General features: G+C 29.7%; 19 protein-coding genes and 3 pseudogenes. 12 read left to right on the top strand and 10 right to left on the bottom strand.

Annotated elements, in window-relative coordinates; genetic code table 11:
- Positions 1–16: 16 nt before the first annotated feature.
- Together OTBS_RS03920 and OTBS_RS18300 are read right to left on the bottom strand one after the other, a co-directional pair.
- The gene (locus OTBS_RS03920; protein WP_041621197.1) at positions 17–694 is read right to left on the bottom strand and encodes a hypothetical protein; all 678 of its coding nucleotides are present in this window, start codon (positions 692–694) and stop codon (positions 17–19) included.
- A 181-nt stretch (positions 695–875) separates the two neighbouring features.
- Positions 876–3351: pseudogene (locus OTBS_RS18300) on the bottom strand (AAA family ATPase).
- A gap of 293 nt (positions 3352–3644) precedes the next feature.
- On the opposite strand from OTBS_RS18300, the pseudogene OTBS_RS03905 reads away from it, so the two are divergent.
- The 3 genes and pseudogenes from OTBS_RS03905 to OTBS_RS03895 all read left to right on the top strand — a co-directional run bounded on the left by OTBS_RS03905 (position 3645) and on the right by OTBS_RS03895 (position 5093).
- Positions 3645–4079: pseudogene (locus OTBS_RS03905) on the top strand (conjugal transfer protein TraD).
- Between the two features lie 73 nt (positions 4080–4152).
- The gene (locus tag OTBS_RS03900) at positions 4153–4428 is read left to right on the top strand and encodes a hypothetical protein (protein WP_011944670.1); all 276 of its coding nucleotides are present in this window, start codon (positions 4153–4155) and stop codon (positions 4426–4428) included.
- Between the two features lie 152 nt (positions 4429–4580).
- Positions 4581–5093, top strand: a complete 513-nt coding sequence (locus tag OTBS_RS03895; RefSeq protein WP_041621203.1) for a hypothetical protein — start codon at positions 4581–4583, stop codon at positions 5091–5093.
- A 23-nt stretch (positions 5094–5116) separates the two neighbouring features.
- Here the strand turns inward: OTBS_RS03895 and OTBS_RS03890 are convergent, their stop codons facing one another.
- The 3 genes from OTBS_RS03890 to OTBS_RS16215 all read right to left on the bottom strand — a co-directional run bounded on the left by OTBS_RS03890 (position 5117) and on the right by OTBS_RS16215 (position 7422).
- Complete coding sequence (locus tag OTBS_RS03890) at positions 5117–5686, bottom strand: HD domain-containing protein (protein ID WP_011944668.1); 570 nt, start codon at positions 5684–5686, stop codon at positions 5117–5119.
- Between the two features lie 133 nt (positions 5687–5819).
- Positions 5820–7091, bottom strand: coding sequence for an ATP-binding protein (locus OTBS_RS16220; protein WP_011944667.1), 1272 nt, complete (start codon positions 7089–7091; stop codon positions 5820–5822).
- A gap of 76 nt (positions 7092–7167) precedes the next feature.
- Complete coding sequence (locus OTBS_RS16215; RefSeq protein WP_011944666.1) at positions 7168–7422, bottom strand: hypothetical protein; 255 nt, start codon at positions 7420–7422, stop codon at positions 7168–7170.
- Positions 7423–8139: 717 nt separating this feature from the next.
- Between OTBS_RS16215 and OTBS_RS03875 the strand changes: the two genes are divergently transcribed.
- Positions 8140–8946, top strand: coding sequence for a DNA adenine methylase (locus tag OTBS_RS03875; RefSeq protein WP_011944665.1), 807 nt, complete (start codon positions 8140–8142; stop codon positions 8944–8946).
- A 289-nt stretch (positions 8947–9235) separates the two neighbouring features.
- On the opposite strand, the gene OTBS_RS03870 is transcribed toward OTBS_RS03875, so the two are convergent.
- From OTBS_RS03870 to OTBS_RS15070, 3 genes are all read right to left on the bottom strand, one after another.
- Complete coding sequence (locus OTBS_RS03870) at positions 9236–11356, bottom strand: hypothetical protein (RefSeq protein WP_011944664.1); 2121 nt, start codon at positions 11354–11356, stop codon at positions 9236–9238.
- Positions 11357–12086: 730 nt separating this feature from the next.
- Positions 12087–13193 (bottom strand): hypothetical protein, encoded by a 1107-nt coding sequence (locus OTBS_RS15075; protein WP_232488906.1) that lies wholly within the window; start codon positions 13191–13193, stop codon positions 12087–12089.
- 41 nt (positions 13194–13234) lie between these two features.
- Positions 13235–13801, bottom strand: coding sequence for a hypothetical protein (locus OTBS_RS15070; protein WP_173361677.1), 567 nt, complete (start codon positions 13799–13801; stop codon positions 13235–13237).
- A 776-nt stretch (positions 13802–14577) separates the two neighbouring features.
- Between OTBS_RS15070 and OTBS_RS17880 the strand changes: the two genes are divergently transcribed.
- A complete protein-coding gene (locus OTBS_RS17880; protein WP_041621202.1) occupies positions 14578–14793 on the top strand; it encodes a type IV secretion system DNA-binding domain-containing protein in 216 nt (71 codons plus the stop codon).
- Between the two features lie 884 nt (positions 14794–15677).
- On the opposite strand, the gene OTBS_RS17570 is transcribed toward OTBS_RS17880, so the two are convergent.
- On the bottom strand, positions 15678–15800 hold the full coding sequence (locus OTBS_RS17570; RefSeq protein WP_269459332.1) for a hypothetical protein: 123 nt from the start codon (positions 15798–15800) through the stop codon (positions 15678–15680).
- Positions 15801–16391: 591 nt separating this feature from the next.
- Here OTBS_RS17570 and OTBS_RS03850 point away from each other — a divergent pair.
- Entirely contained in the window at positions 16392–17546 is a 1155-nt protein-coding gene (locus OTBS_RS03850) for a class I SAM-dependent methyltransferase (RefSeq protein ID WP_041621201.1), read from the top strand.
- Positions 17547–17840: 294 nt separating this feature from the next.
- Here the strand turns inward: OTBS_RS03850 and OTBS_RS14020 are convergent.
- A pseudogene (locus OTBS_RS14020) lies at positions 17841–17936 on the bottom strand (IS5/IS1182 family transposase); the annotation flags it as partial.
- A 723-nt stretch (positions 17937–18659) separates the two neighbouring features.
- Here OTBS_RS14020 and OTBS_RS16210 point away from each other — a divergent pair.
- The 6 genes from OTBS_RS16210 (at position 18660) to OTBS_RS03810 (ending at position 23134) form a co-directional block, all read left to right on the top strand.
- On the top strand, positions 18660–19037 hold the full coding sequence (locus OTBS_RS16210) for a helix-turn-helix domain-containing protein (RefSeq protein ID WP_041621200.1): 378 nt from the start codon (positions 18660–18662) through the stop codon (positions 19035–19037).
- 152 nt (positions 19038–19189) lie between these two features.
- Entirely contained in the window at positions 19190–19504 is a 315-nt protein-coding gene (locus tag OTBS_RS16205; RefSeq protein WP_232488905.1) for a transposase, read from the top strand.
- 300 nt (positions 19505–19804) lie between these two features.
- Positions 19805–20440, top strand: a complete 636-nt coding sequence (locus tag OTBS_RS03830; RefSeq protein ID WP_011944661.1) for a hypothetical protein — start codon at positions 19805–19807, stop codon at positions 20438–20440.
- Between the two features lie 115 nt (positions 20441–20555).
- Positions 20556–21302 (top strand): rhodanese-like domain-containing protein, encoded by a 747-nt coding sequence (locus OTBS_RS03825; protein WP_173361692.1) that lies wholly within the window; start codon positions 20556–20558, stop codon positions 21300–21302.
- 715 nt (positions 21303–22017) lie between these two features.
- Positions 22018–22841 (top strand): IS5-like element ISOt6 family transposase gene (locus tag OTBS_RS11815; protein ID WP_157866341.1). Its coding sequence is split into 2 segments (ribosomal slippage): positions 22018–22405 and positions 22405–22841, totalling 825 coding nucleotides; the frame shifts between segments, so codons are not numbered across the junction.
- Between the two features lie 74 nt (positions 22842–22915).
- On the top strand, positions 22916–23134 hold the full coding sequence (locus OTBS_RS03810; protein ID WP_011944659.1) for a hypothetical protein: 219 nt from the start codon (positions 22916–22918) through the stop codon (positions 23132–23134).
- The last annotated feature ends 14 nt before the right edge of the window (positions 23135–23148 follow it).

The following is a 23148-nucleotide window of genomic DNA, read 5'->3' as shown; positions in this document are numbered from 1 at the left end:
TCTAACAAACGATTCGCTAAATTTTGCCAAAAGCTCGCCTAGGGACTGAAATATCTGCCTTATCGCACGTTTGCGAATTCAAATATACAACTTGTACACCAGTAATTTCACCTTTCGCATTTCTAGCAAATGCTGAAAATGCTGGATAATTTTCATTCGTTTCTCTATCAAGAATTACGCTTGCTCTCAAGTCAGAATTCATTGTAAAACAATCAATTCTTCTATGTTGTTCAAGATATCTTTTTACGATTTGAACTTCAGTATTATTAGTAAAATATAATGGAGAAGACTGATTATAAAAGTATTGAACTTTTCGAATTTTAGCTAGCTCATTTTGAGCAGCGTTTTGAGTGGTTTCTTTACGTTGGTAATTCTGCTTATAACTTGTTATTCCTACCATGCTTGTTAGATATTCCTTGGCTTTAACAAAATCACCGCCACGTTCTTTTCTGGCTAAGTCAAATAAATCTCCACCTTCGCCAGAACTAAAGTCATACCATTTTCCAGCATGCTTGCCACTAGTATTGACGACAATTTTCCCTGTATCTCCCCAACGTATTTCTCCACGTCTAGAGAAATGTTTATTAGGCTCTCCAAGCAAATCACAGGCTATGGTTTCTGCATGAGAAGCTATTTTATTTCTCAATTCTTCCATTAAATTATGATTGTTTGAATTATTGATTTTATCAGTCATACAGAACCTCACCTTCGCTAAATTTATTTGTATTTTTACCGTTTAAATGGTATAATATTTTTGCTGAGTGATTGTTGAGATAGTATTTCTGTTAACGAATCTCTCTAAGTTTCAGGACTTTCGCATTCTGCTTAGCAAAGTCGTATTTTTATTACCCTTGAGCTGCTCTATGCAGCTCATTTTACCTTCGAATACTAATTCTTGGATTTTGTTGTTCAGGCTTTGTGTTGATTTTTTCTGTAGTTGAAATATCGTTTGCGGTCTTTGTAGCCTTTAATTCATTATTTGGACTTATTTCTGATTTTCTTATATCATTAACTATATTAGGTTGTTCGATCTTAATGTCAGCTAATTGCTCTGGTTTTTTATCGTACTGATAATATTTAGCGTTTTTATGAAATCTGTCTCCTACATCAGTTACTATAGACTTAAACCAACCACAAATTTTACTTAAAATAGTTGGATTTTCTTTATTTAAATCTTCATTAGTTTTTAAGTTTATGCTAGCTGATTTATCATTTGGTCTGCTAAGCTGATTTATTAAGCTGTTAATGCTTCTAGTTGCTTCCTTATTGCAATATAGCTGTAATTTCTCTATATGCCTTGTCATAGCTACGTATGAGCTGCTTATATTACTTACTCCATTATGTAAAACGTATACATCTTTTATAGAAGCTCCCTGGGCCTTATAAACAGTACTTGCATAACCATGTTTAAATTGTATTTTGCTTGGGTCAAAACTCACATCTTGTCCTGCATCTGTCTTAGCTACAAATTCATTTTTATTAACCGAAGTTAAAGTTGCAAATTCACTATTTTGTATTTGTAAATCCTTATCGCTTTTTTGAAATACAATTCGATCTCCAGCCATGTAGGACTCTTTCCTTCCAGCTATTGAACGCCTATATTCTGTGCCTTGTAGCGTGCCATTAGCTTTTAACAAAGATCTAATACTTGAATTAAGAATGTCTACCTCTTTATTACGTACTGTAATTACCAATTTTTCATGTAGCTTAAACTTGCTTAGACTCCAGTTGTATCTTAACTTACTCATTGAGTCCTGCAACGTATTATCAAACTTAATACATTTATTTTGTCTCAGTAATGTTATACCGCTTAAAATATTACTCTCAGCAAACTTTGTTGCTGCTTCTCTACTCCAGTTTTCACTTTGTCTTCGAATATTCACTAAAACATGTGAACTGAAAATATTACTCAGCATCTCAAACATTCCGCCTCTTTCTATTGAAGCTAACTGCTTTTCATCTCCAGCAAGTATCAGTTGACAATTATTGTTTCTAACTACTCTAAACAGCTCTGCATATTCTCTAGTAGCAACCATTCCAGCTTCATCTACTACTATTAACCTATTTTGCATAAAAATTTTTTTTTTCGATTATACAAAAATCCTTTTACTGTATAGACTTCCTTATAACCTTTGCTCCTCAGCTCTGATACCGCTTTATGAGTAGGAGCAAGTCCAATAACATTTTGTCCACGATTTGTTGCAATTTTATATGCTTTTGCTAAAACAGTGGATTTACCTGTTCCAGCTCTTCCTCTTAGTACTCTAACTCCACTAGTGCTAAGCAAAATATGCCTTAGAGCTTGTTTCTGTTCTTCACTAACATTTGCTAGACCTTCTATATCACTTTTAAGATTGTAAATATCGTTGTAATAAACTTGATTATTGATTTTATTAGCTATTCTTATTATTCTTACTTCCTCGTCTCTAACATCAGTTGTAGTAAAATATTTGCTACTTTCACCATCATCATGATATAACTCTAGTATTCTATTTGAACTGAACACTTGCTGAACTAACATTCCCCTTTCTGTTAGGTCTGGTATATCTTTTACTGCTTTTTCAATATCCTGCTTAGTAAAAATAGATTTGTAATGTGTTATAGCATCCGTTATTACATCAACATCCTTAATAATTTTTAAATTAGCCTCTTTACGTAACTCATTTTCATTTGCAACTTCATTAATTAAACCCCTAATTCTAGTAGGGCCAATATGCTCTTGCGGTACTGCACTTATCTTATCAACTCTATTTGTTAAGCCTAATTTAGCAAAATATGCATTAATTATTTCCTTCACTTTTTCATGAATCATCTCAGCTTCTAGAATAATAAATGCCTTACCTTTTGATGTTCTGAATTTAGGCTCCAAGTCAACAGCTTTACCACCTAATTCTTCGCCATTCTCTTTAATCTTCTTGTAGTAACCAATATATGCGCATGCCAGTTTTTATCTCCTCTATGAAGCTTATGAATGTCTATCTGTACTCCAAGACCATTTTGCACCCATTCCATTGCATCAACTATTTCATGTGTAATCTTTATTCTATCTTCTAAATTCAATTCCTTATCGTCTGGCAGTGCTATTACGATATCCTTCAACAACTTACTGTTTCTTCGTTTTTCTGTTTGTTCCACCTCATTCATTAATCTTTGGACATTCTTGAATTTTTGATTTACATAATCTGGTATCAGTACTGTATGATATACGTTATCTTTCTTATAAGAGAAGTTATACCTTATATTTGTCTGCTCATTTTTAACAATAGTTCTTGCATTATACGCTGCCTTACAACAACTATCTCCTCCTTTACTTCTACTTAAAAATTCAATCATTGCAAACTGTATAGCCATCTCAACACCAATTCTCACCTGAGTTTTAAGTTAGCATGGTTTTTTTGATTTTGCTAGCACAAACTTCTTTTTTTTAACACTCAATCGGCTAATGAGTGCTCATTTTTTAGCAGTAAACTTTCAAGTTTACATATTGCGTATAAGCTTATTCTTTAATGAAGCTTCTAACCTGAATTCACGTTTTTTTGACTATAATTATTTGATGTTGGTTTGGCAGGTGCGGTTTTTTTCTTTACTGGAATTTTATTTTGATATATTCTTGCCTGATTTTTTTATCTTTCTGAATTACTAACATGGCAAATCTTATGCAGCAAAAAATTACTCTCCAACAAAAAAAGCTAAGCTAATCATGGATGAGGTTAACCTCAAAATCAAAGAACGTAAAATGCGTACTCGACGTCTTATCGAAATGGGTGGACTAGTCGCTAAGGCTAAGCTTGATCACTTATCAGCAAACACTTTATTTGGTGCGATTGGTTTCACTAAAAGAAACTTTAACACAACATCCAAATGTTCAGAATCATTGGACTACAATCGGTAAAGATATTTTTGATAAAGAACAGCAAAATAAAGCTGCTGTGATTTTAAAATTTTCCTCTGAACCAGACGAAAACACTAAGCACCACATTCGCCTTCATGGCTTAAAATGGAACAGTTTTCGTCAAGAATAATGGTGCGGCCATGTTAAAGATATTGAGACCTTAAAGAATACCCTTCTCAATGTTTAGTATAAACTTGAGCTTGTGTCTTAGATTTTAAAAATATTTAATGATAAGAAGTTATCAATAAGTATATACAATAATGAGAAAAACTAAAAAATTACCAAATAAGTTTTATGAAACTAAGCCTTTAATCAGAATCGCAAACTCTCTTGATCTTTATGATCATTCTTTTAGAACAGGGGAATATGGCTTATACCAAGGAAGGCCAGGCCAAAGAATGGAAGAAAGAGTTAAGTATAAAGTAGGCATATATATATTTGCGCCAGAATTAGCAAGAGAGTTTGCTTACAGTAGAGGTATAGAGTTTTACTCAGATATAGAACATCATAGTTGGAGACTTAATTTCTTCATATAATATTAAAAACTAGATATCAAGAATGATTTAGAAAAGTTATTATTGGTAGGTTCAATTTTTAATTCTTTAGCTAGAATAGATCATTAGTACTTGATAACATAGCTAATATATTTTATAGATCAGTATACAATCTAATTTTCTTAAGGGTGGTTATGTATAAAGCTAATTTTAGCAATTCATTAGAAGTAGTAAAAGTAGCTATAGATCGTTTATCTGCTGGAAGAAACATGAATGATACTTTCTTAATTGGCTGGAGTGTAGATGAATATCTTAATGCTTATAAACAGAGTAAGAATTATTCTAAAGTTACACATATTGTGTACCAGTCTCCTCAAGGTATATATTATGTGATATTTGATTATTTTGATTGCAAGAAAAAGATATGGAATATGTTATATGCATACACTGAATTTAACAATAGGATGAAAATTATCCGATATCAAAATGATATATCTATTGTATTCAATAATTTAAAGAAAAATGCGTACTTAGAATTAGAGAAAGTGAGCTATGACAAAAGCATTACTTGTGATAACACATCGGTTTTAAATGCTGATGATTTTATAAAACTTTCATATAATGAATCAAACGATATAGATTCAGAAGAGAAATTATATATTGGAATGAATTCAGAAACTTATATTCCTAAATGCGTTATTTCATGAATAAATGCAAGGCTAGGTTTTAACTAGTTAAATTTGCAATATTCACATAGTAGTTCTCCAATTTCTGGTAATTTAAGGTATTCAGCAAGAGGTATAAATTCTTGCTGAGTTTCAATGAGTATTTTTTGTCTTTTTTCATAAGGTTTTATATGTATGGTTTGAATATTATGGAATCGATCGAAAAGCTTAATTAATAATAGTTCTATTTTATTTTGCCTATAAAATGTTTGAATCATTTCTCTAGAACTGATTTTTTTATTATCCTTAATCCTGGTGAGGTCTAAAACCTGTTCTGCAATATTATTACCAAATTCTTGACTTATTATTTCTTTGGTTAGTGTTGTGTCTTCGAGTGTATCATGTAGTATTGCTGTAATAATTGTATCAGTTTCAAAGCTGTAGTCTGATACCATATAAGCTACTTCTAATTGATGCATATAATATGGCTCTCCTGTATCTCGAAGTTGTTTGTCATGATATTTTTTAGTATAAAATATAGCTTTTTCAACTTTATCAAGATCAATTTCAGCGTTAAGTCTTACGTTGATTCTAAACAGCTTATTTAGTAAGCTCTCGCTATAAAAGTCTATCATTTCCCATCTCTAAATAATCTTTAATAAATTATACCATAATTTAAACTTTTTATATACTCCAATCTCAGATAAAAACTGCAAAAGAAGCAAATAAATTGTGAATTTTTAAGTCATTAAAATGTGTTATTTTTGATTAAAAAAGTTGTACTGGAATATTGCAAGTAATGGTTGTAAACTTGTCTTTTTCACTCTCTATTTCCATTTCTCCATTAAGTTGATTAATAAGGTAATTTACAAACCATAATCCTGATTCAAGCATTAGCGGACAGTCTCTTACCAAGTCAAAATCAGCTAATTTAGCTTTTATATTCCCTAATTTTTCTTTTGAAATACCGCTTCCTTTATCGTGTATTCTAAATTGTAGTATGTTATCGCTTTTTATATAATTTTTTACAGTAAACAAATGAACTGTAATTATAACCTTGTAGCTGTGATTAAATCTAATGACTCCTCCTATTAATTGACTTAATATAGCTTGTAAGTGATCACTATTTCCAATCACAATATCCTTCATTTTGTACTGAAAATTGTAATTGATTTTTATATCTTTCTCTTTTGCAATGTCTTCTAGTCTCCTGACAGCATCCTTTACTAACTTTTGTATGCTAAATTTTTTTAAACATAAATTTTCATTCTCAATTTCGCTTCTAAGCGTGTAAACTACATCATTACAGTACTCTTGGAGATTTACTGCTCGATTTAATATTGTTTTCAGCTTATCTTTATTTTTTGAATCACTTAACATGATCTCGCTTGCTAGCCTTACAATTTCACTAGTTGCAATATTAAATCTATATTTGATATTCTGTATCAGATTCACACAATATTCTTTCAATGATTCAGCTACCTCGACCTGATACTTAGCTTTTCTTAACTTTGTTATTATCTCTATATATTCATCGATATTCTCCCTTTCTCCATTTACCAACGTAATTAGCATTGAAGGGATTTGTACTATCCATTGGTTACTTATTTTTTTTTCATAACATTCGCCAAAAGAAGAGTTAAAACTAGTTATTGGAACTTCAAATGCAAAAGTTATGTAATTATTTTCCTCTTTTGCTCTTAGCCTTCCTTTTAGCTGATGTATAAGATGTTTAATAAATGCTAATCCTTCTCCTAGTTCTTGATATGTTACCAAATTCAAATTCTCTAGTTCGGAATTTATTCTTTCTAATTTTTCTTTAGAAGGGCTTAGTACTATATTTTGTACTGTAAATTGTAATATTTCTGAATACTGATTGATGTTAATAGTAATCTTGCTATGCTTACTACTATTTATAATAGCACTACCAATTAACTGGCTTATTACTGCTTTTATTCGAAAACTATCTCCAATCAGAACTGTCTTTATATCATTTTGAACATTTAGATTTATATTCTCATTTTCAAAATGTTTCCTCATTCTGATAACGGTATTATTTATTAGCAATTCTATGTTAAATGTTTCAATCCTTACATTTGTTGATGCTATGTATTGTCTAAATAAAAAAAATCACTCTACTTAGAGAAGCTATTATATTTACTTTTTTTCTGTCGTAGTTATTTACTATTAGCCTAAAATATTGTATCCACTCTATGCAATTTATGCTTACTTCCTCAGATTCCTCTAGCTGGCAGTATAGTTTTTGCATTTCAGAATCTATCTGTTTTATTGTTGTGCTATTAATTCCCTCTGTAGATAATTTTTCGGTTAATTTATTGATTTTATTTTGACCTTCGTCTTCAATAGGCATAGAATTCTCCTGCTATTTAAGTTGTTAAATTGCTTCCTAGAGATTAAAAAGAAAATTTTGCGGTTTAAGTTTTAATCTCTATCAGAATATTATCTAAATCTTAAATCTCAGATAATATCAGGTATACAGTATCATTTCGATTTTTATCAGTACATGACTTTTTGTCATATTTATGAAATTTTTTTTCATAATATTACACATTGATGCGAAATTATCGCATTGTTTAAGACTTGTATATGCATACTTTACCTTTTAAAACCAGCATAATATTTAACAATTATATATTTATTATTAATCTTGAGTTATAAATTGAGATAGCCTAAAATAATTAGGCCATTAATAACCATAGCATTACTTTTGCTGTTTGAAGTAGTGATTAAAGAGTAGCTAGAGATTCATTTATACCTTTAATAGCAGATTTTGAAGTTTTAATGAAATAACCTCTAGCTAAATATTATCTAAATCTTGAATCTCAGATAATATCAGGTATACAGTATCATTTCAATTTTTATCAGTACATGACTTTTTGTCATATTTATGAAATTTTTTTTCATCTTTTTTAAAGTAGATGCAAAATTATCACATTGTATCTCTAGCTTCAAAAACATCATTCAAAAAAGATTTATAAAAAAAGCTCTGCAGCAGTTATTATTACTGGCTTTAAGGCTTATTTTCTGCTATAATTCATAGTAGAGATTTAATTAATCAAAAATTCTTGTGTCAATAGCAATTTCTAATGAACTAAAGCCTTTTCTTCACTGGGTTGGAGGTAAAAGGAGAATTGTTAATAAATTAATAGAGCATCTTCCTTCAGGGCCATACTATAATTACTATGAACCATTCCTTGGATGTGGGGCTTTATTTTTTCAAGTTAGGCATCTGTTTAAACAATGTTTTTTGTCTGATATTAATCTCGACTTAATTACTAGTTATCACGCTGTAAAAAAGAATCCAAATGAGGTCAATAGATTACTAAATCTATATCACAAAAATCATTCTGAAAATTACTACTATAAAATAAGAGACAATTATTATAGTAATGATCCTAATGATATCACGGCAAAATTTATATATCTTAATAAATATTCCTTTAGGGGAATTTATAGGCTAAACAGAGACGGCACATCCGCTCAAACATTTTCTGATAAGCGATATCTTAAGCTTCATATTTGCTCTAGAATAAATAAATGTAGTAACCTTCTGGCTGGTGTATCAATTTGCGCTATGGATTTTTCGTTTATAGAACCTAAAAAAGGTGACTTCGTTTATCTTGATCCACCTTATCACCAATCAGGAGAACGGTTCTACACTAGAGTCCCATTTGATGACAAAGAGCAAATCAGACTACGAGATTTTGTTTATGAACTAAACAATAAAGGTGTTAAGATTATGATCTCAAATAATAATACTGCCTTTATTAGAGACTTATACAAAGAGTTATTCATCACTCATATTGGAGTTACATACTCAATCAATGAACAGCGAAATCTCGTTAATGAGCTAATCATTACTAACTATAATTAACCAGAGCTCGATATAAAAAATAGAAAAAAAAGAATAAAGAAGGCGTATTAAAAACTACTAGATTCATAAAAAGAAACAAGTAGAACTGTTATGATGCATTTAGTAAAGATTTTATACTTAATAGAAAGCGCATTATCAAGAAAAAATAATGTTTAACACTATCCATAAGCAAAAAATCCTATCATCCTTACCTTTCCTATATTTTAATACCTTTCTTATATCAACCTTTGTATTTAATAAATTTAATATACCTCTTATAAAACTAAACCAAGTTATTTTGCAAGCTTTTTTACAAATCTATACTACTCGATTCAATTTCTATATCACCAATAACGCCCTGTTCATCATTATGCTCCATCAATACATTGTTATACTCTTCAGATAATAAAGCATACTTATCTTGATACTCTTTAAGTAATAGCTTAAGTGGACTAATATTTAAATATTTGCTTAATTTCATACATAAATTAAGAGACTCATCAATAACTAGAGTTATATGTGTTAATTTTGACATTACTTGCGTTAATTTTAATGGATCTGAACTCTGCTCTTCAGCTTTTGATTTTATATTTGCATAGTCATTACTAAAAGCTTGCTTTTGCTCAGATAATTTATCTTCATCATGAGCGATCTCTAACAACATTGATATTGGATTAAATGCTTCTAGATGATTTTTATAATACTGACACATATCAGGACTATTATACTCTGATGATAATTCTTCTAATTTATCAACATTAGGAAGGCGATATGTATTCGGAAAACTGAATACTTTTAGGTTATTTTTTATTAAGATTTGTTTATCATAATCAATATCTACTATTTTTGAATTAGTATCATTTAAATTTAAAAAATCAATGTCAAATGGAAGTACTATTCCATTTGTTAGTTCTATAATTTTAGTTGCTAAGCTAGAAATATTTGTTTTAAAACTATCTTCTGTTGTTTGATATAGCATAGATTTAAGAGCCTTATTAGCTTTATCTTCTAGCATATTTTCATTCAAGAACTCTTCAAAACGTGTCTTGCTGTTACATTTATTCATAAAATATTCTATGAAGTTATTGCATACATCTATAGCTTCTTCATCAGTTGCAACAGATAAGATAATTTTATTGCTAATAAAGTTTGATATAGCTTCAATTTCTTGTTTATCAGATTCTTGAGCATTATCTTTTTTTCTTAGATAATCGATTCTATTTAATACTACATCTATTGTAATAGGTAAATCTTCATGTGAAATATGAAAATCTTCGTAATCTTTATTATGCTTTATCTCAGAAAGAATACTGCTAACTTTAGTAAGCTGTAATATTTTTTTCTTAGTAGATTCCAATATGACTGCACCTTGTATTTTGCGATATATTCTGCGAGTAATAACTACATCTGCTAGATCTATTGTAGGATAATTAGAAAAAGGTTTTGTATAATGATCAGGAAGCTCTGACTTTAATAACTCCTTAACGTTATTAGGTAGGTTTTTTAAGTATGATTTATAATCTTCTGTTTTGATTTTATTACGTGATAATGTAATAAGACTATCATGCACAGATGTCAAACTTTCAACATATGATTCATATTTTTGTAAATCAATTCCAAATTTTATTAATATCTTGGCAACCAATACATGAATATCATGGTAAATCATATATCCAGCCTCTCCAATAGATTGACCACTTTGCAACATTTTTAATTCACTATTAATATGATCAAATTTATCATATTCCTTATAGAATCTTTCTTGAAAGAGCATTTCTGCTAAATTATTAGCGCACTTTGAGTTTTCATCTATTAGACTCAAATGTTTTTCTAAAAAAAGTTCTACTTTTCTTACTTCAGTACTAGTTAAGTTACCGCTAGACATTCTGATAGTACCTGCTATAAGGCTTTCTGCTATCTCATTTTGATTAAGTTGAAAGCTTTTAATAAACCATTCTGCAGACTGTACTAAATTTCTCTGTATAATTTTTGTTAGTATAGTAGTATGATCATATCCCTCATTATTACAATGTACTGGAAACTTATCTTTGGCGCAGTTTAGCAGAAAATTAGTGTATTCATCTGAATAAAGTTTAGCATCTTCATTAAGAGAAAGATATTTTTTTGATATACGTAATGCAGTATTATCATACTCTTCAGTAGTTAAATCAGTACGTTCAGTATCATAAATCCACATTATGGCAGGTATACCATGCCTATCTTTAGCATTAATATCAGCTTCAAGAGTCAATAGAGCTTCGATGATGTCCTCTCTTAGATACTTAAACGCTCTTATGAGTAGTGTATCATTGTTTGCTTGAGATCTGGTATAAACTAATTTAGGATGCAATGCTGTTAATTTTAGAAGAGCGGCCTTATTACCTGCTTGCACATACCCAAAAGCCTCTCTTCGTATTTCATCTGATATCATATATTTAATAATCCTTAATCTCTGTTTAAAATTTTATACTAAATGTATAATTGTAAAAATTATTAAAGTCAATTAAGAAAATTGCAAAATACGATAAAGCAATAGGAAAAGTGAACAAACAGCTAACTTAATAAATTCAAGTTAGCTATAATAACCAGAATTTGAGATAAAAAGTATGACAAACTGTATGAATAGAAAGTATTGCAACTATAGTGTAACATTACAAAAAAGGTACATAAAAAACCAAGTGAAACTATTATTATCTATCTAGCAGAGATTCTTTCTTAGTAGAAACATGTAGCAAGTATTTTAAACAAAGAATCTACGACGATAAATGTTTAATCTATACATAAGTATTAAAAGAACTATAACACTTATTCTTCCTAGGTTTTGCTATGTTTAGATATCAAATTCTGGTTAACTATAATTAAAATTTAAATATATTAACTTATTGTATCATTAATAGCGCGATGTAAAGAATATCTATATTTAGCCTTAGATTCAGCCATCATTTTACTCCTGAAATTATACTATCACTATTGTAATATAACCTTCAGTACAGCTTTACTTAGCAGCAAAGTATAGAACGATAAATAATTATTCATGAATTTTCACCTTTTTGAACCTTCGCAATCTGTTAAAGGATTATCATATAACTTACAATATAACAAAAAAATAAATGAAGCACCATATAATTTTATTCTGAGTAGAACTTTGTATTTCACTGCTATTAATCATTAAGCCTACTATCTACAAACTCAACTAATTCAAACGAAAACCCATGAGCTTCAAAAGCATGCTCTAGAATGTGCTTATAATTTGATTTGATATAGCTATTTGCAAAGCTTGTTAGAGCCTTAATGAATATCTTTTTATTAACATTATCTTCATTTACAACTTCTAATTTACTAAACCATAGTTTATCAATAACTTGCTCATATTCGTAATGTTGAAGTATGTATTTTCGTACTTTGAACAATATAGAGTTAGAACCTAGCTCTTTACTAAGTTCTGAAAGGTAATCTTCATCGCTTATTTGTTGCTGTAAAACTGTTGTTTTTTGATACTCAGTTGTGCTATTGGTAACTTGTTTTGATTCATCAAATGGTATAACTTGCAACTGCTCAATATCGTTGCCATGCACAGCTCGTACCTCTTGTAGTATCTTGAATTTAATATGATCTGACAGTGAAATATTCTTAATCAACTTGATGTAATATTTGTTTTTAACTGCTGCTCCAAAATCACAAGATGTTAAAACTTGATAAGCAGTATCTGCTTCAAAAACTCCAGCTATTTTACGCTTCAACTGAGCCTTCATACTACGATCTGTACCAGATTCAATGTTTGCTAGATACTGTTCTTTAAATCTTCCTACGTCATTAAATCTAAAATTTCCACTATTAGCCTGATCAGTAGTTAGCAATTCATTTGCTAACGCTTTTGCCATATAGTTTAGCACTGCTATCTTATTTTCAAAATAACGGAATGAATATTTATTTGATAACTTCAACAGTAATTGATTTATGAAGTATATGTTGAAGCTTCTACTAGACATACGTTGTAGTATAACTGCATCTTCTGGTGTTAGTGGATAATAATCTGCTAGTCTTTTTCTTTTGGGGCAGCATTCATTCTTTTCAACCTCTGAATTATCGATAATAGCTGGAGTTGCTAACTTACTGTTTTGCTCATAATCATTGTTTGATGGCTTGTCATTACTAACATCACTAAGCTCATAGAAATTCAAATTCTGTTGTTGCTGTTGATCTTCTTTTTCATTTCCTACTAACTCAATTTCTATAAAATCATCAGATTCAGTATATTTAAACTTCAAATTTTGCTGCTGATCTTCATTTTTATTTTGATCATTCTCTACTAACTTAACTTCAGTAGATCTAGATCTATTATTATTTTATTATATCTATATATGTAGCTGCAATTTTTTGCAGGTTCACCTGCAAATTCTTGCAAATTGATGTGAAAATTTTTTTGTTGTAGAAGGACAACTTTTTCTTCTTTTTTTTCTTTTTCAGTGAAACGCTGAAAATTTTTTAGAAGTTTTACACAAAGAATATTACGTACCTTGAGATTGCCTTTAATTATTGTTCTATTTTCAACTTTAATAAAACCTGCATTTCTTAATTCAACTAAGCATTGCCTAACTCTGCGGTAACGAAGGTTTAACTCCTTTTCAAAAAAGTAATAACTTTCCTGTAATTCATCTATATCTTTGTTGTAATAGATATGTAGTCTATATACTATCAATGATAAAAGCTGTTTAGATGTTTTGCTTAAAGCTTTAGCATTATCTCCAATCAGATCTTTCCATTCTGCTGGAACAAAATTTCCAATAAAACGATAAAAGACAGTTGCATTATTGCTACTGTTATTATTAGCAATTTTACAATTATTGCTTGCAAAATTACGCAAATCTTGCGCCATTTCTAACCTCCAAAAATGTCAGATATGGCAGGGGGTTCAGGCGATTTTCGCTATCCAAAACCACGTTTTTATGCCGCGTAAATATAGCAATTTTGTAGCTATACTCGAAATTTAACACTCTGAAAGGCTTATAACAACACAGTAGTCTTAAATATTGAAAGGTATATATTACATACCTTTCATATTTAAAAAGTTAAATAATATTACTGGCATATTTATCACCATTCATTAATTTTAAATTGAAGTAATTAAGTAATAACTTATTAATTTTTAAAATTAGCTTAAACTTATAGTGTGTAGTATGATTTTTATTTAATAGCAAATACTTTTGTAAAAATAAAAAATATTTTTAAGCAACATTACCAACTGAAGGTTGCTCTAAGCTTATCAACTATAAATTCAAGTTGCTTGATTAAAAATTAGCATTCCAATTAGCTAAATATTATACACATATTTGTGTTACATTTGTGCAATTACCATCAAGATATTATTATCATATTGGCAAGTAATATTAATACAGCTGTAGTTGCTTTATAAATGCATAAATTTTATAGCTAAACATCAAGCTTATGGTAACACTTATATGTAGGTTAAAATGCTAGTTCTGAATTTATTATGTTTTTAGGTATTTTTTACTTTCTTAGACTTGCAGTAACGAGTATTATCGCAAATAAGATAATAACTATTATGGATTATAGTTGAAGCATTTTCAACAATTTTGTGTTGTATCATACTTCTCTTCTTTTACTAAATTTCATTTTAGAAATAATACAGCGATGAATCCATTAGCAATAATGCTAATTATTACGCTACTTAATTACTTGTCGATAGAATTAGTTATTGCTAACCCAAGTCAAAGAGCTACTTTACACCTACTGATTTCAGTCTGGATAAGCATAGCTATTAAGGCTTTGATATGCAGAAACACTAATAGTAAAAATAAAACTATGTGGTTTATACTCGATGAACTGCCCCCTCTACAAAAAGTTTAGTCTTTACAAGTTGCTTTAGCTGAAAGTAGAAAGTATGAAAGCTGCTTTGTTAGTGAATTGCAGAATATTCATCAATTAGAAGAAATATAGTCATTTACAATGAGGTTTGAGCATAGAAAGAAGCGATAAAAATTAATAGAATCGTTGGTTATAAAGTTATTTTTTTGCTACCTTATTCTCCAGATTTAAATCTAATAGAAAAGTTTTGGGCTAATATGAAGATGTGAATTAGAAATCAAATTACTCAATTTGGTAAATTTTATGAATCTATTATTGCTTCTTTCTATGCTCAAACATCATTGTAAATGACTATATTACTCTATCAACTGGTTGCGATACAAACCTTGCGGAATATTTTTTTTAGTCTTTTTTAGCATAGAAGTTTGTGCTATCATTCTAGGTGTTTTCTGAATTTTAGTTTTACATTGGTTAGTTTTTACTAGCCTAAAATCAAAATGTTTCACCATTCTTTAAATCAACTACTTTTGTCTTTTTTCTTCGTTTAGTTTAACATTTATTTTCAACAGTTCTTGTCTTAGGCTTATATTGATTGCTTTTTCTAACCACCGCTATTTTCTATAGCCATCTCTTAGTTTACTCACGATCTTTGCTCTTTCTAGCATTTGATCTACTTCATTAAGATAAATATTGCCTAAAAGAGGTGATAGTGGTCCACCCTGAGATATTTCTCTTTTTTCACCTGCTTTTACTATCAGTTTTAATAGCTTCATAACATCTTTATCACTTACATGTTCTACTCTATCTTGTTGAATAGATCATGGTGTGTAATTGTTTCAAAGTAAGAGCGATAGGTCTACATCTATTACTCTTATCTTCTACTTGATTGCTGATATTGTAACTGTTTCTATAGCCTTAGCTGCAATTCATTTAGGGCGATATCCATATGATCCAGGTTGAAAGTTAGCTTCAAATATTAGTTCTAAAATTAGTTTTAGTACTCTTGCTACCACTCTATCTTTGGTAGCTGGTATAGATAGATTTTTCATTTTATTCCCAGCTTTAGGGATTACCTTAACTCTTTTTCTTTGTGGATAATAGCTTTTGGCTTGCAATGCTGTTTATATATTTTCTAGAAATTGTTCCAACCCCAGCTAACTCTATCATTTCAAAGATAACGTAATCTATTACTGGCACTCACTTATTGTTCTTAGCAATCTTGTAAGGCTTATCTAAGTGTTTCTATCTTACATACATGTACATATAATCCACGAAATCACCATTACTTTTCAGCTTTAGTTTTGATATATATTTTCTTTTTCAGGTCTTGTAATTCTATAGATGTTTTTATCATTCGTCATTATCTCCATTGTTGTTGAAATAATGTTATCAGTATTGCGCCTTTTCTCCACAGGCATTACCATGCTTCATTGCTAATACACGCCACTACGTTATCCTCTCATTTTCAATGCATTTCATATAGTTTACTAGCTATAGAATCTACATTGCTCTAGAATCTTTCTTTCTGGAATGAGTATGACTTAACAAAAATCTCTATTGATAAACTAAAAGAAAATGTATCACAATATAGTTACGCATATCAATATGAAAGAATAAAAATTAAATAACATTATTTGCTTATGGAAATAGAACAACATATTAGGCAAATTATACGCTCAGAAAATAACATAACAGTTGAAAATCTAATGTCTATTGTTATGGAATCAAGGTATAATTCTTATTATCGTATTCAGCAACCGTTAGGTAAAGCTGGAGATTTTATTACTGCTCCAGAAATTTCACAAATGTTTGGAGAAATGATAGGAATATGGTGTATAGATCTATGGCATAAGCTTAACTGTCCACAGAAAATTGATCTTATAGAACTAGGACCAGGTAATGGCACGTTGTTGCATGACATCTTAAATGCTACAAGACATATAAAAAAGTTTAGCACTGCTATCAGCCTTATTCTTGTAGAAATTAATTGCACTCTTAAAAAGATTCAGCGAGACACTTTATTAAGTTTTAATGTGCCGATAAAATGGGTTAAATCAGTTAACCATATTGTTAGTAGTTATCCAACTATTATTTTAGCAAATGAATTTTTTGATGCTTTACCAATCAAGCAATACATAAAAAAAATCAATCAACAGTCTGGACAAATAAATTGGCTAGAACGAGTAGTGAAAATTGATAACAATAATAAATTATATTTTGATACAATAGACGCTGATATTAATGAAAATAAGTTTTTAAAGTTGCACAATAATGCTCCAAATGGTGGAGTGCTAGAAATCTCACCAGCACAACATCAAACTATACAAGCAGTAAGCAACTTATTGAAAAAAAATGGAGGAGGGGGCTTAATAATTGATTATGGTTATGATATTTCTCCTGAACAGCGAAAAAATTATCAATATAATAGTAGTTTGCAGGCTGTAAAACATCACCAATATCATCCATTATTAGAAAATTTAGGATGTGCTGACTTGTCAGCACATGTTGACTTTTGGAGCTTGAAAAATATTGCCGTTGCTGAAGGTATAGTAAGTTTTGGAAGCATATCACAAAATGTTCTCTTACATAAATTAGGTATAAAAACAAGATTAAATATGTTAAAACAAATAAACTCAGATGAGAATTTAGCTTCAAAATTAGATCTACAATATAATAGGCTTACATCTGTTCGAGCTATGGGAGAACTTTTCAAAGCAATAGCAATAACTTCAGCACCTTCTATTATTCCGCTTGGGTTTTACAATAGCAACTACAATAGTTTTAAGCGATTGTAGTTTAAGTTGTATTATCTATTATCTAAAACATACGTCTACTTTAAATGATGATGTTTATGAAAACTTACATTGTTTATCACAACTACAGAGTTATTATGTAATTTCTGAATTAAATACTGTTCTATCCAACAGTTAAAAATAGAAGTATTAACATTGCAGTCAAAAATTGAAACTGTTTAAGCAGAGATTTATCTACTAATCTTCCTATAACATTAGTTCTCTTTGACTGATGCCAATCATATAGCTAAACTACTATAAAACAGTTGTGTTATATTAGACCTCTTTCGAAACTGGTTAAGGTAGTTTAAAATTATAAATGCCAGAGATCAAATTAAAACTAAGACCGAATCTTTTACGTCCATTTCGATATTTATCAGCAATAATTTTGAACTACCTTAACCAGTTTCGAAAGAGGTCTATTGAAAAAATTGTTTCAAGCAAAATCAAGAATAATAAAATATTACTATGACATAACCGCGCTTTTTGAAAAATATATAATATGGCTGTTTTATAGTAGTTTAGATATAAACGTCGTAACATCTCCTCATACATTTTGCTTGTATATCTATGAGTTCTAGGAAGCTATGAACCAAACCTCTCGCATCGTAAAAACAATAACTTTTCCTTCGTTTTTGTACTTTTTATCTTATCCTGAAGTTTTAATCTATCTTCTTTTTTGGACTTAGGATATTTTAAAGCTTTTTTATATGTAATATTTAATTTCTTGAATATTTTTTGTATATGAGACTTACTTACCTCTAGTTGTTCAGCTCTTTCATATTGATATGCGTTACTATATTAACTCACATCTTCTTTTAGTTTATCAATGGAGATTTTTATTGGATCTTTGTTTCTATTTTTTAATTGCAATATTTTTTACTCCATGCAAATACCGTACTCCTTCCTATTTCTAAACGTTTTAATGCTGATTCAAAACTAATTTTCTCTCTCTTTCCTTTATGTCCAGCACTTTTTTCCAAAAGCAATAGTATATGTCATACTAATTACTTTTTCATTACATCTTAACATCTTATTATTATAATTTTTTATAGTAGTTTAGCTATATATATAGTCATTTACAATGAAGTTTAAGCATAGTATTCTGAAAAGAGAATGCCAAAATCATATAGCCAAGACTTTCGAGAGAAAGTAATAAAATGTGTTAATGAAGGAAAAAGTTGTAATGCTGCCTCAGTAAAATTTGATATAGCAGCAAACACAGTAAGAAATTGGTATAAAAGATATAAATCAGAAGGTCATTATAAAGAAAGAGATCGTCTTGGTAAAAAAGGGAAAATATATAAGATAGAATTTGAAAAATACATTTCGCTAAATCAAAATCTAACTCTGGCACAAGCAGGGAAACATTTTGGAATTTCAATAAGGGTAGCGAGTTATTATATGAAAAAATTCGGCTATAGTTATAAAAAAAACGTTTACCTACATGGAAGCAAAACCAGAAATAAGAGAAAAATATCAACAAGTGAATAAGTGTGCTATACCTAAGGAAAACTTGGTATACATAGATGAAAGTGGCATTGAAATGTCTATATGCAAGAATAGAGGGTGGAGCAAAAAAGGAACTCATGTAAGCAGCAAAAAGAGTGGTAAATATTACGAGCGTACAAATATTATAGCTGGTTATGTTAATAATAAATCAATCGCACAATGGTGCATGTAATACAAGATTATTTGAAGCTTGGGTGCAGCAGGTATTAATTAATGAGTTAAAGCCTGCTCAGTTTGTAGTAATCGATAATGCTGCTTTTCATAAGTCTAAAAAAACTAAAGAGTTAATAGAATCTGTTGGTTGTAAAGTTATTTTTCTTCCACCTTATTCTCCAGATTTAAATCCGATAGAAAAGTTTTCGGCTAATATGAAGCTGTGGATTAAACATCAAATTACTCAATTTGCTAATTCTATTATCTCTTTTTTCTATGCTCAAACTTCATTGTAAATGACTATAACACTTTTTTTATTGCATCTGCAGCTGATCTTGCAGTTCTAAAACTATACGAATATTTATCTGCTGTGTTTCTGCAACTTGTTCTAAATGCTAGTTTATATAAAGCTTGCATAGCTCTTTCTCTCATAGTAAGCATATCTATGAACATATGTTGACTGTTTGTCTTAGCTATATAAATTCTATTCTCATAGTTAACCAATCATTATACATAACCTCTCTTTACTTTTTCGTAAGTCATGATAATATTCTATTTATCTTTGATTTTGATTCCAAAAAATAATAAGAAATAAAATGTTTACTCACTTAATTGAATCAATAATTTTATTAGGCATAATGTTGCTATTAATCAGAAAGTTAATTGCTGTACTTGGTAGTGTTGATGAAGCTGAAAGGCAAAAACATAAAAGTTTTAAATCGTATTTTGGAGAGCCTTATAATTTAAAGGATGTAACTAATACTAATGTTGTTGAATCTTCATCAATTCGCTTATCATGTAATCAAGACTTAAATTATTTCAAACAAAATAATTTAGTGGTTGATGAAGCCGCAGATTACATAATCACTGAATTAATAAAATTAAAAAGTAAAGTGCCTAGCTTTAATATTAATAGGTTTTATAATACTGCTATCAATGTAATAAAAATGATTATTGAAGCAGTACAAAATGTTGATTATAAAACAATTTTTTCATTACTTGATAAAAGATTTGTTGATCAATTTCATCAAATGTCAAGCAAGTATGCTAATATTCATGTTAATAGTATTAATTTTAAGCTTTCCAATCTTAATTCTCTAGGCAATAATATTTTCATTAAGATAAGAATAGAAATCAATGGCAATAAACTTAAAGAAGAGTGGACCTTTAGCAAGAATATTACTACACCAGGCCCACAATGGTATTTAAGCAATATTGAAGAAGTGAGTTAGTTTAACATAATTTCTTTAAGTTATGAAGTTTCAATTATTTTATTTATAATAGCAAAATGATAGCTTTTATAATAAAAAGTACTTTTTATATCAGTAAATAATGTATTATTAAGTGATCAAACTACCATTTTCCATAGCAAGTTTTTATTATTTTACTAACATAGAAGATTTGGATACCTTATTACCAAGGCTTCTACTGCTTTGTAAGAAAAAATATATAAAAGGTACTATTATCATTGCAAAAGAAGGAATTAATGGTTCTATTGCTGGAACCAATGATAATATTAACATTGTTCTCAACCAAATTAAAGATATATTTGGTTACGCCATTGATCTAAATGTTAAAATAAACTACTGCAGTTATAATCCATTCGATAAATTGAAAGTTAAATTTAAAAATGAAATCATAGCTTTAGGAGTTGGAAGTATTAATGTGCAGGCTCTAATGGGAGAATACATACAAGCTGATGAGTGGGACAGTTTTATTTTACGTCCAGATTGTATAGTGATAGATACACGCAATAATTATGAAACTAACATTGGAGCTTTTAAAAATGCTGTTATTCCTAATACTGATACCTTTAAGCAATTTCCTGATTGGATTCATAAAAATAAAGATAAACTAAAAGGAAAAAAAATTGCTATGTATTGTACTGGTGGCATAAGATGCGTTAAATCTACTGCATATTTGAAAAATATAGGCTTTGATCAGGTTTATCATCTAAAAGGAGGAATATTAAAGTATCTTATGGATACTGGTAATCTGCAAAATTTATGGCAAGGTAATTGCTTTGTGTTTGATAATAGAATAGCTGTTGATAACAAGCTTAGACCAGTTAATACTAGCATTCAGTATACATAAGTAGACATAATTAGGTAGGCATTTTCAAGTAGGTAATAACTAGTGTTTAAGAACTAATAGCATCATGGCTAAAAATTTGTTGAAAAGAGTGCGGTGTGAGGTTATATGTATATGATTATTTAAATGAAAGAATATGCGGACATGAGGTTTCTCAAACAGAGACTATAGAGATGTAGCAAGGTTGCATTTATACCTAAGTTACTGCTATTGAGCGGCAAGATTGGTAAGTAAGTCAAGATAAGGTAAATTTAATCTTACTGGTGAAAGTCGAGTTATGGAAGGAGAAGCTAGATCCACCATATAGCGAGTCTTGTGCTGCTGAAGGTAACGACAGTAGTAAAGCGTAGACAGTGAAACATTCGAGCCGAAACCAAATGGTGAACGTGATATCCCCGAAAGGCTTATATAGTGGAAGCCGATATGTTAGACTACATAGTAGGCAAAAGAAGATTGGAGGTCAAACTAGTAAAAATCCAAAAATTTTCAACCACCGGGGTCACAGGCGTCAGCGAGTTTGTAAAGATTAATGACACAACTTGAGAAGTCCTTATAACTCTTACGTAATTAAGTAAGTATTCAAAGTACAAGTGATGCTTTGGAGATGGTGTAAGGATGGCTGAGTTAGCCATAGTAGTGATGAAATCCAGTAATAGACTTCTTTCGAAACTATACAATGATGTAAAATGGTGTTATAAAAATCTGATTTGAAGTAATAATGAAATTAGATCAGATTAAAGAGTTAAAGGATGAAAAATTTCGTCGATTAACAGGAGTAAGGAAGGGAACATTCTCAAAGATGGTGGATATTTTGAGGAAAGCTGATGGTGTTAAGAAATCAAAAGGAGGGCGTAAAAATAAGCTCAATTTGGAGGAACAGTTATTGATGGCCTTAGAATACCTTAGAGAATACCGTACTTATTTTCATATAGGTCAGAACTATGGGATTAGTGAAAGTTCAGCATATAAAGCTGTAAAATGGGTAGAAGACACCTTAGTTAAACACCCAAACTTTGCTCTTCCAGGTCGTAAAGCTCTAATGAATAGCGATATGAATTATGAAGTAGTCTTGATTGATGCTACTGAGAGTCCAATAGAAAGACCCAAAAAAAACAAAAATTCTATTATTCAGGAAAGAAGAAAAGGCATACACTAAAGACTCAAATAGTGGTAGACAAGAAAACACACCAAGTAATATGTACAGATTTTTCTAACGGTAAAAAACATGACTTTAGATTATTTAAGGAATCCAAAATTCTTATCCATCCTAAGATTAAAGCGATTACTGATACAGGATATCAAGGTATACAAAAAATTCACAATAATTCTGCATTACCAAAGAAAAAAAGCAAGAAAAATCCTTTAACTAAAAATGATAAAAAGAATAATCGTAGGTTAGCAGGAAAAAGAGTTGTCAATGAAAACGTTATTGCTATGCTAAAACGGTTCAAAATTATTGCTGACAAATATCGAAATAGACGTAAAAGATTTGGTCTTAGATTTAATTTGATCTCTGGCATTTATAATTTTGAACTACCTTAACCAGTTTCGAAAGAGGTCTAATGTGGGTGGAGCCCGAAGGGTTAGCAGAAAAGTAAGAACGTAAGAGGGAAACAATGGCTGTACACAGCATAGACAGAAATACATGGTTAACGAAACTTGAGCGTATAAAGTTGCTATCATCGAAAAATCAAGACATAAAGTTTAATAATCTAAATCAAGACATAAAGTTTAATAATCTTGGACATATCATTGATTTAAAGATGTGCTATAGGAAAAATTGGTCTTCTAAGGCAGATAGTATAAGTATGAAGATTTATATATGTTTGGCATAAAAATTTTTTTCAAC

Origin of the sequence: Orientia tsutsugamushi str. Boryong (assembly GCF_000063545.1) — a bacterium.
Classification (GTDB): Bacteria; Pseudomonadota; Alphaproteobacteria; order Rickettsiales; family Rickettsiaceae; genus Orientia; species Orientia tsutsugamushi_C.
This window is presented reverse-complemented; position numbering and strand designations above follow the sequence as displayed.

Coding starts and splice junctions, on each gene's coding strand:
- OTBS_RS03920 (WP_041621197.1), bottom strand. CDS start 694: ATGACTGATAAAATCAATAATTCAAACAATCATAATTTAATGGAAGAA.
- OTBS_RS03900 (WP_011944670.1), top strand. CDS start 4,153: ATGAGAAAAACTAAAAAATTACCAAATAAGTTTTATGAAACTAAGCCT.
- OTBS_RS03895 (WP_041621203.1), top strand. CDS start 4,581: ATGTATAAAGCTAATTTTAGCAATTCATTAGAAGTAGTAAAAGTAGCT.
- OTBS_RS03890 (WP_011944668.1), bottom strand. CDS start 5,686: ATGATAGACTTTTATAGCGAGAGCTTACTAAATAAGCTGTTTAGAATC.
- OTBS_RS16220 (WP_011944667.1), bottom strand. CDS start 7,091: ATGAGGAAACATTTTGAAAATGAGAATATAAATCTAAATGTTCAAAAT.
- OTBS_RS16215 (WP_011944666.1), bottom strand. CDS start 7,422: ATGCCTATTGAAGACGAAGGTCAAAATAAAATCAATAAATTAACCGAA.
- OTBS_RS03870 (WP_011944664.1), bottom strand. CDS start 11,356: ATGATATCAGATGAAATACGAAGAGAGGCTTTTGGGTATGTGCAAGCA.
- OTBS_RS15070 (WP_173361677.1), bottom strand. CDS start 13,801: ATGGCGCAAGATTTGCGTAATTTTGCAAGCAATAATTGTAAAATTGCT.
- OTBS_RS17880 (WP_041621202.1), top strand. CDS start 14,578: ATGAATCCATTAGCAATAATGCTAATTATTACGCTACTTAATTACTTG.
- OTBS_RS17570 (WP_269459332.1), bottom strand. CDS start 15,800: ATGAAAAATCTATCTATACCAGCTACCAAAGATAGAGTGGTAGCAAGA.
- OTBS_RS03850 (WP_041621201.1), top strand. CDS start 16,392: ATGGAAATAGAACAACATATTAGGCAAATTATACGCTCAGAAAATAAC.
- OTBS_RS16210 (WP_041621200.1), top strand. CDS start 18,660: ATGCCAAAATCATATAGCCAAGACTTTCGAGAGAAAGTAATAAAATGT.
- OTBS_RS16205 (WP_232488905.1), top strand. CDS start 19,190: ATGTTAATAATAAATCAATCGCACAATGGTGCATGTAATACAAGATTA.
- OTBS_RS03830 (WP_011944661.1), top strand. CDS start 19,805: ATGTTTACTCACTTAATTGAATCAATAATTTTATTAGGCATAATGTTG.
- OTBS_RS03810 (WP_011944659.1), top strand. CDS start 22,916: ATGGCTGTACACAGCATAGACAGAAATACATGGTTAACGAAACTTGAG.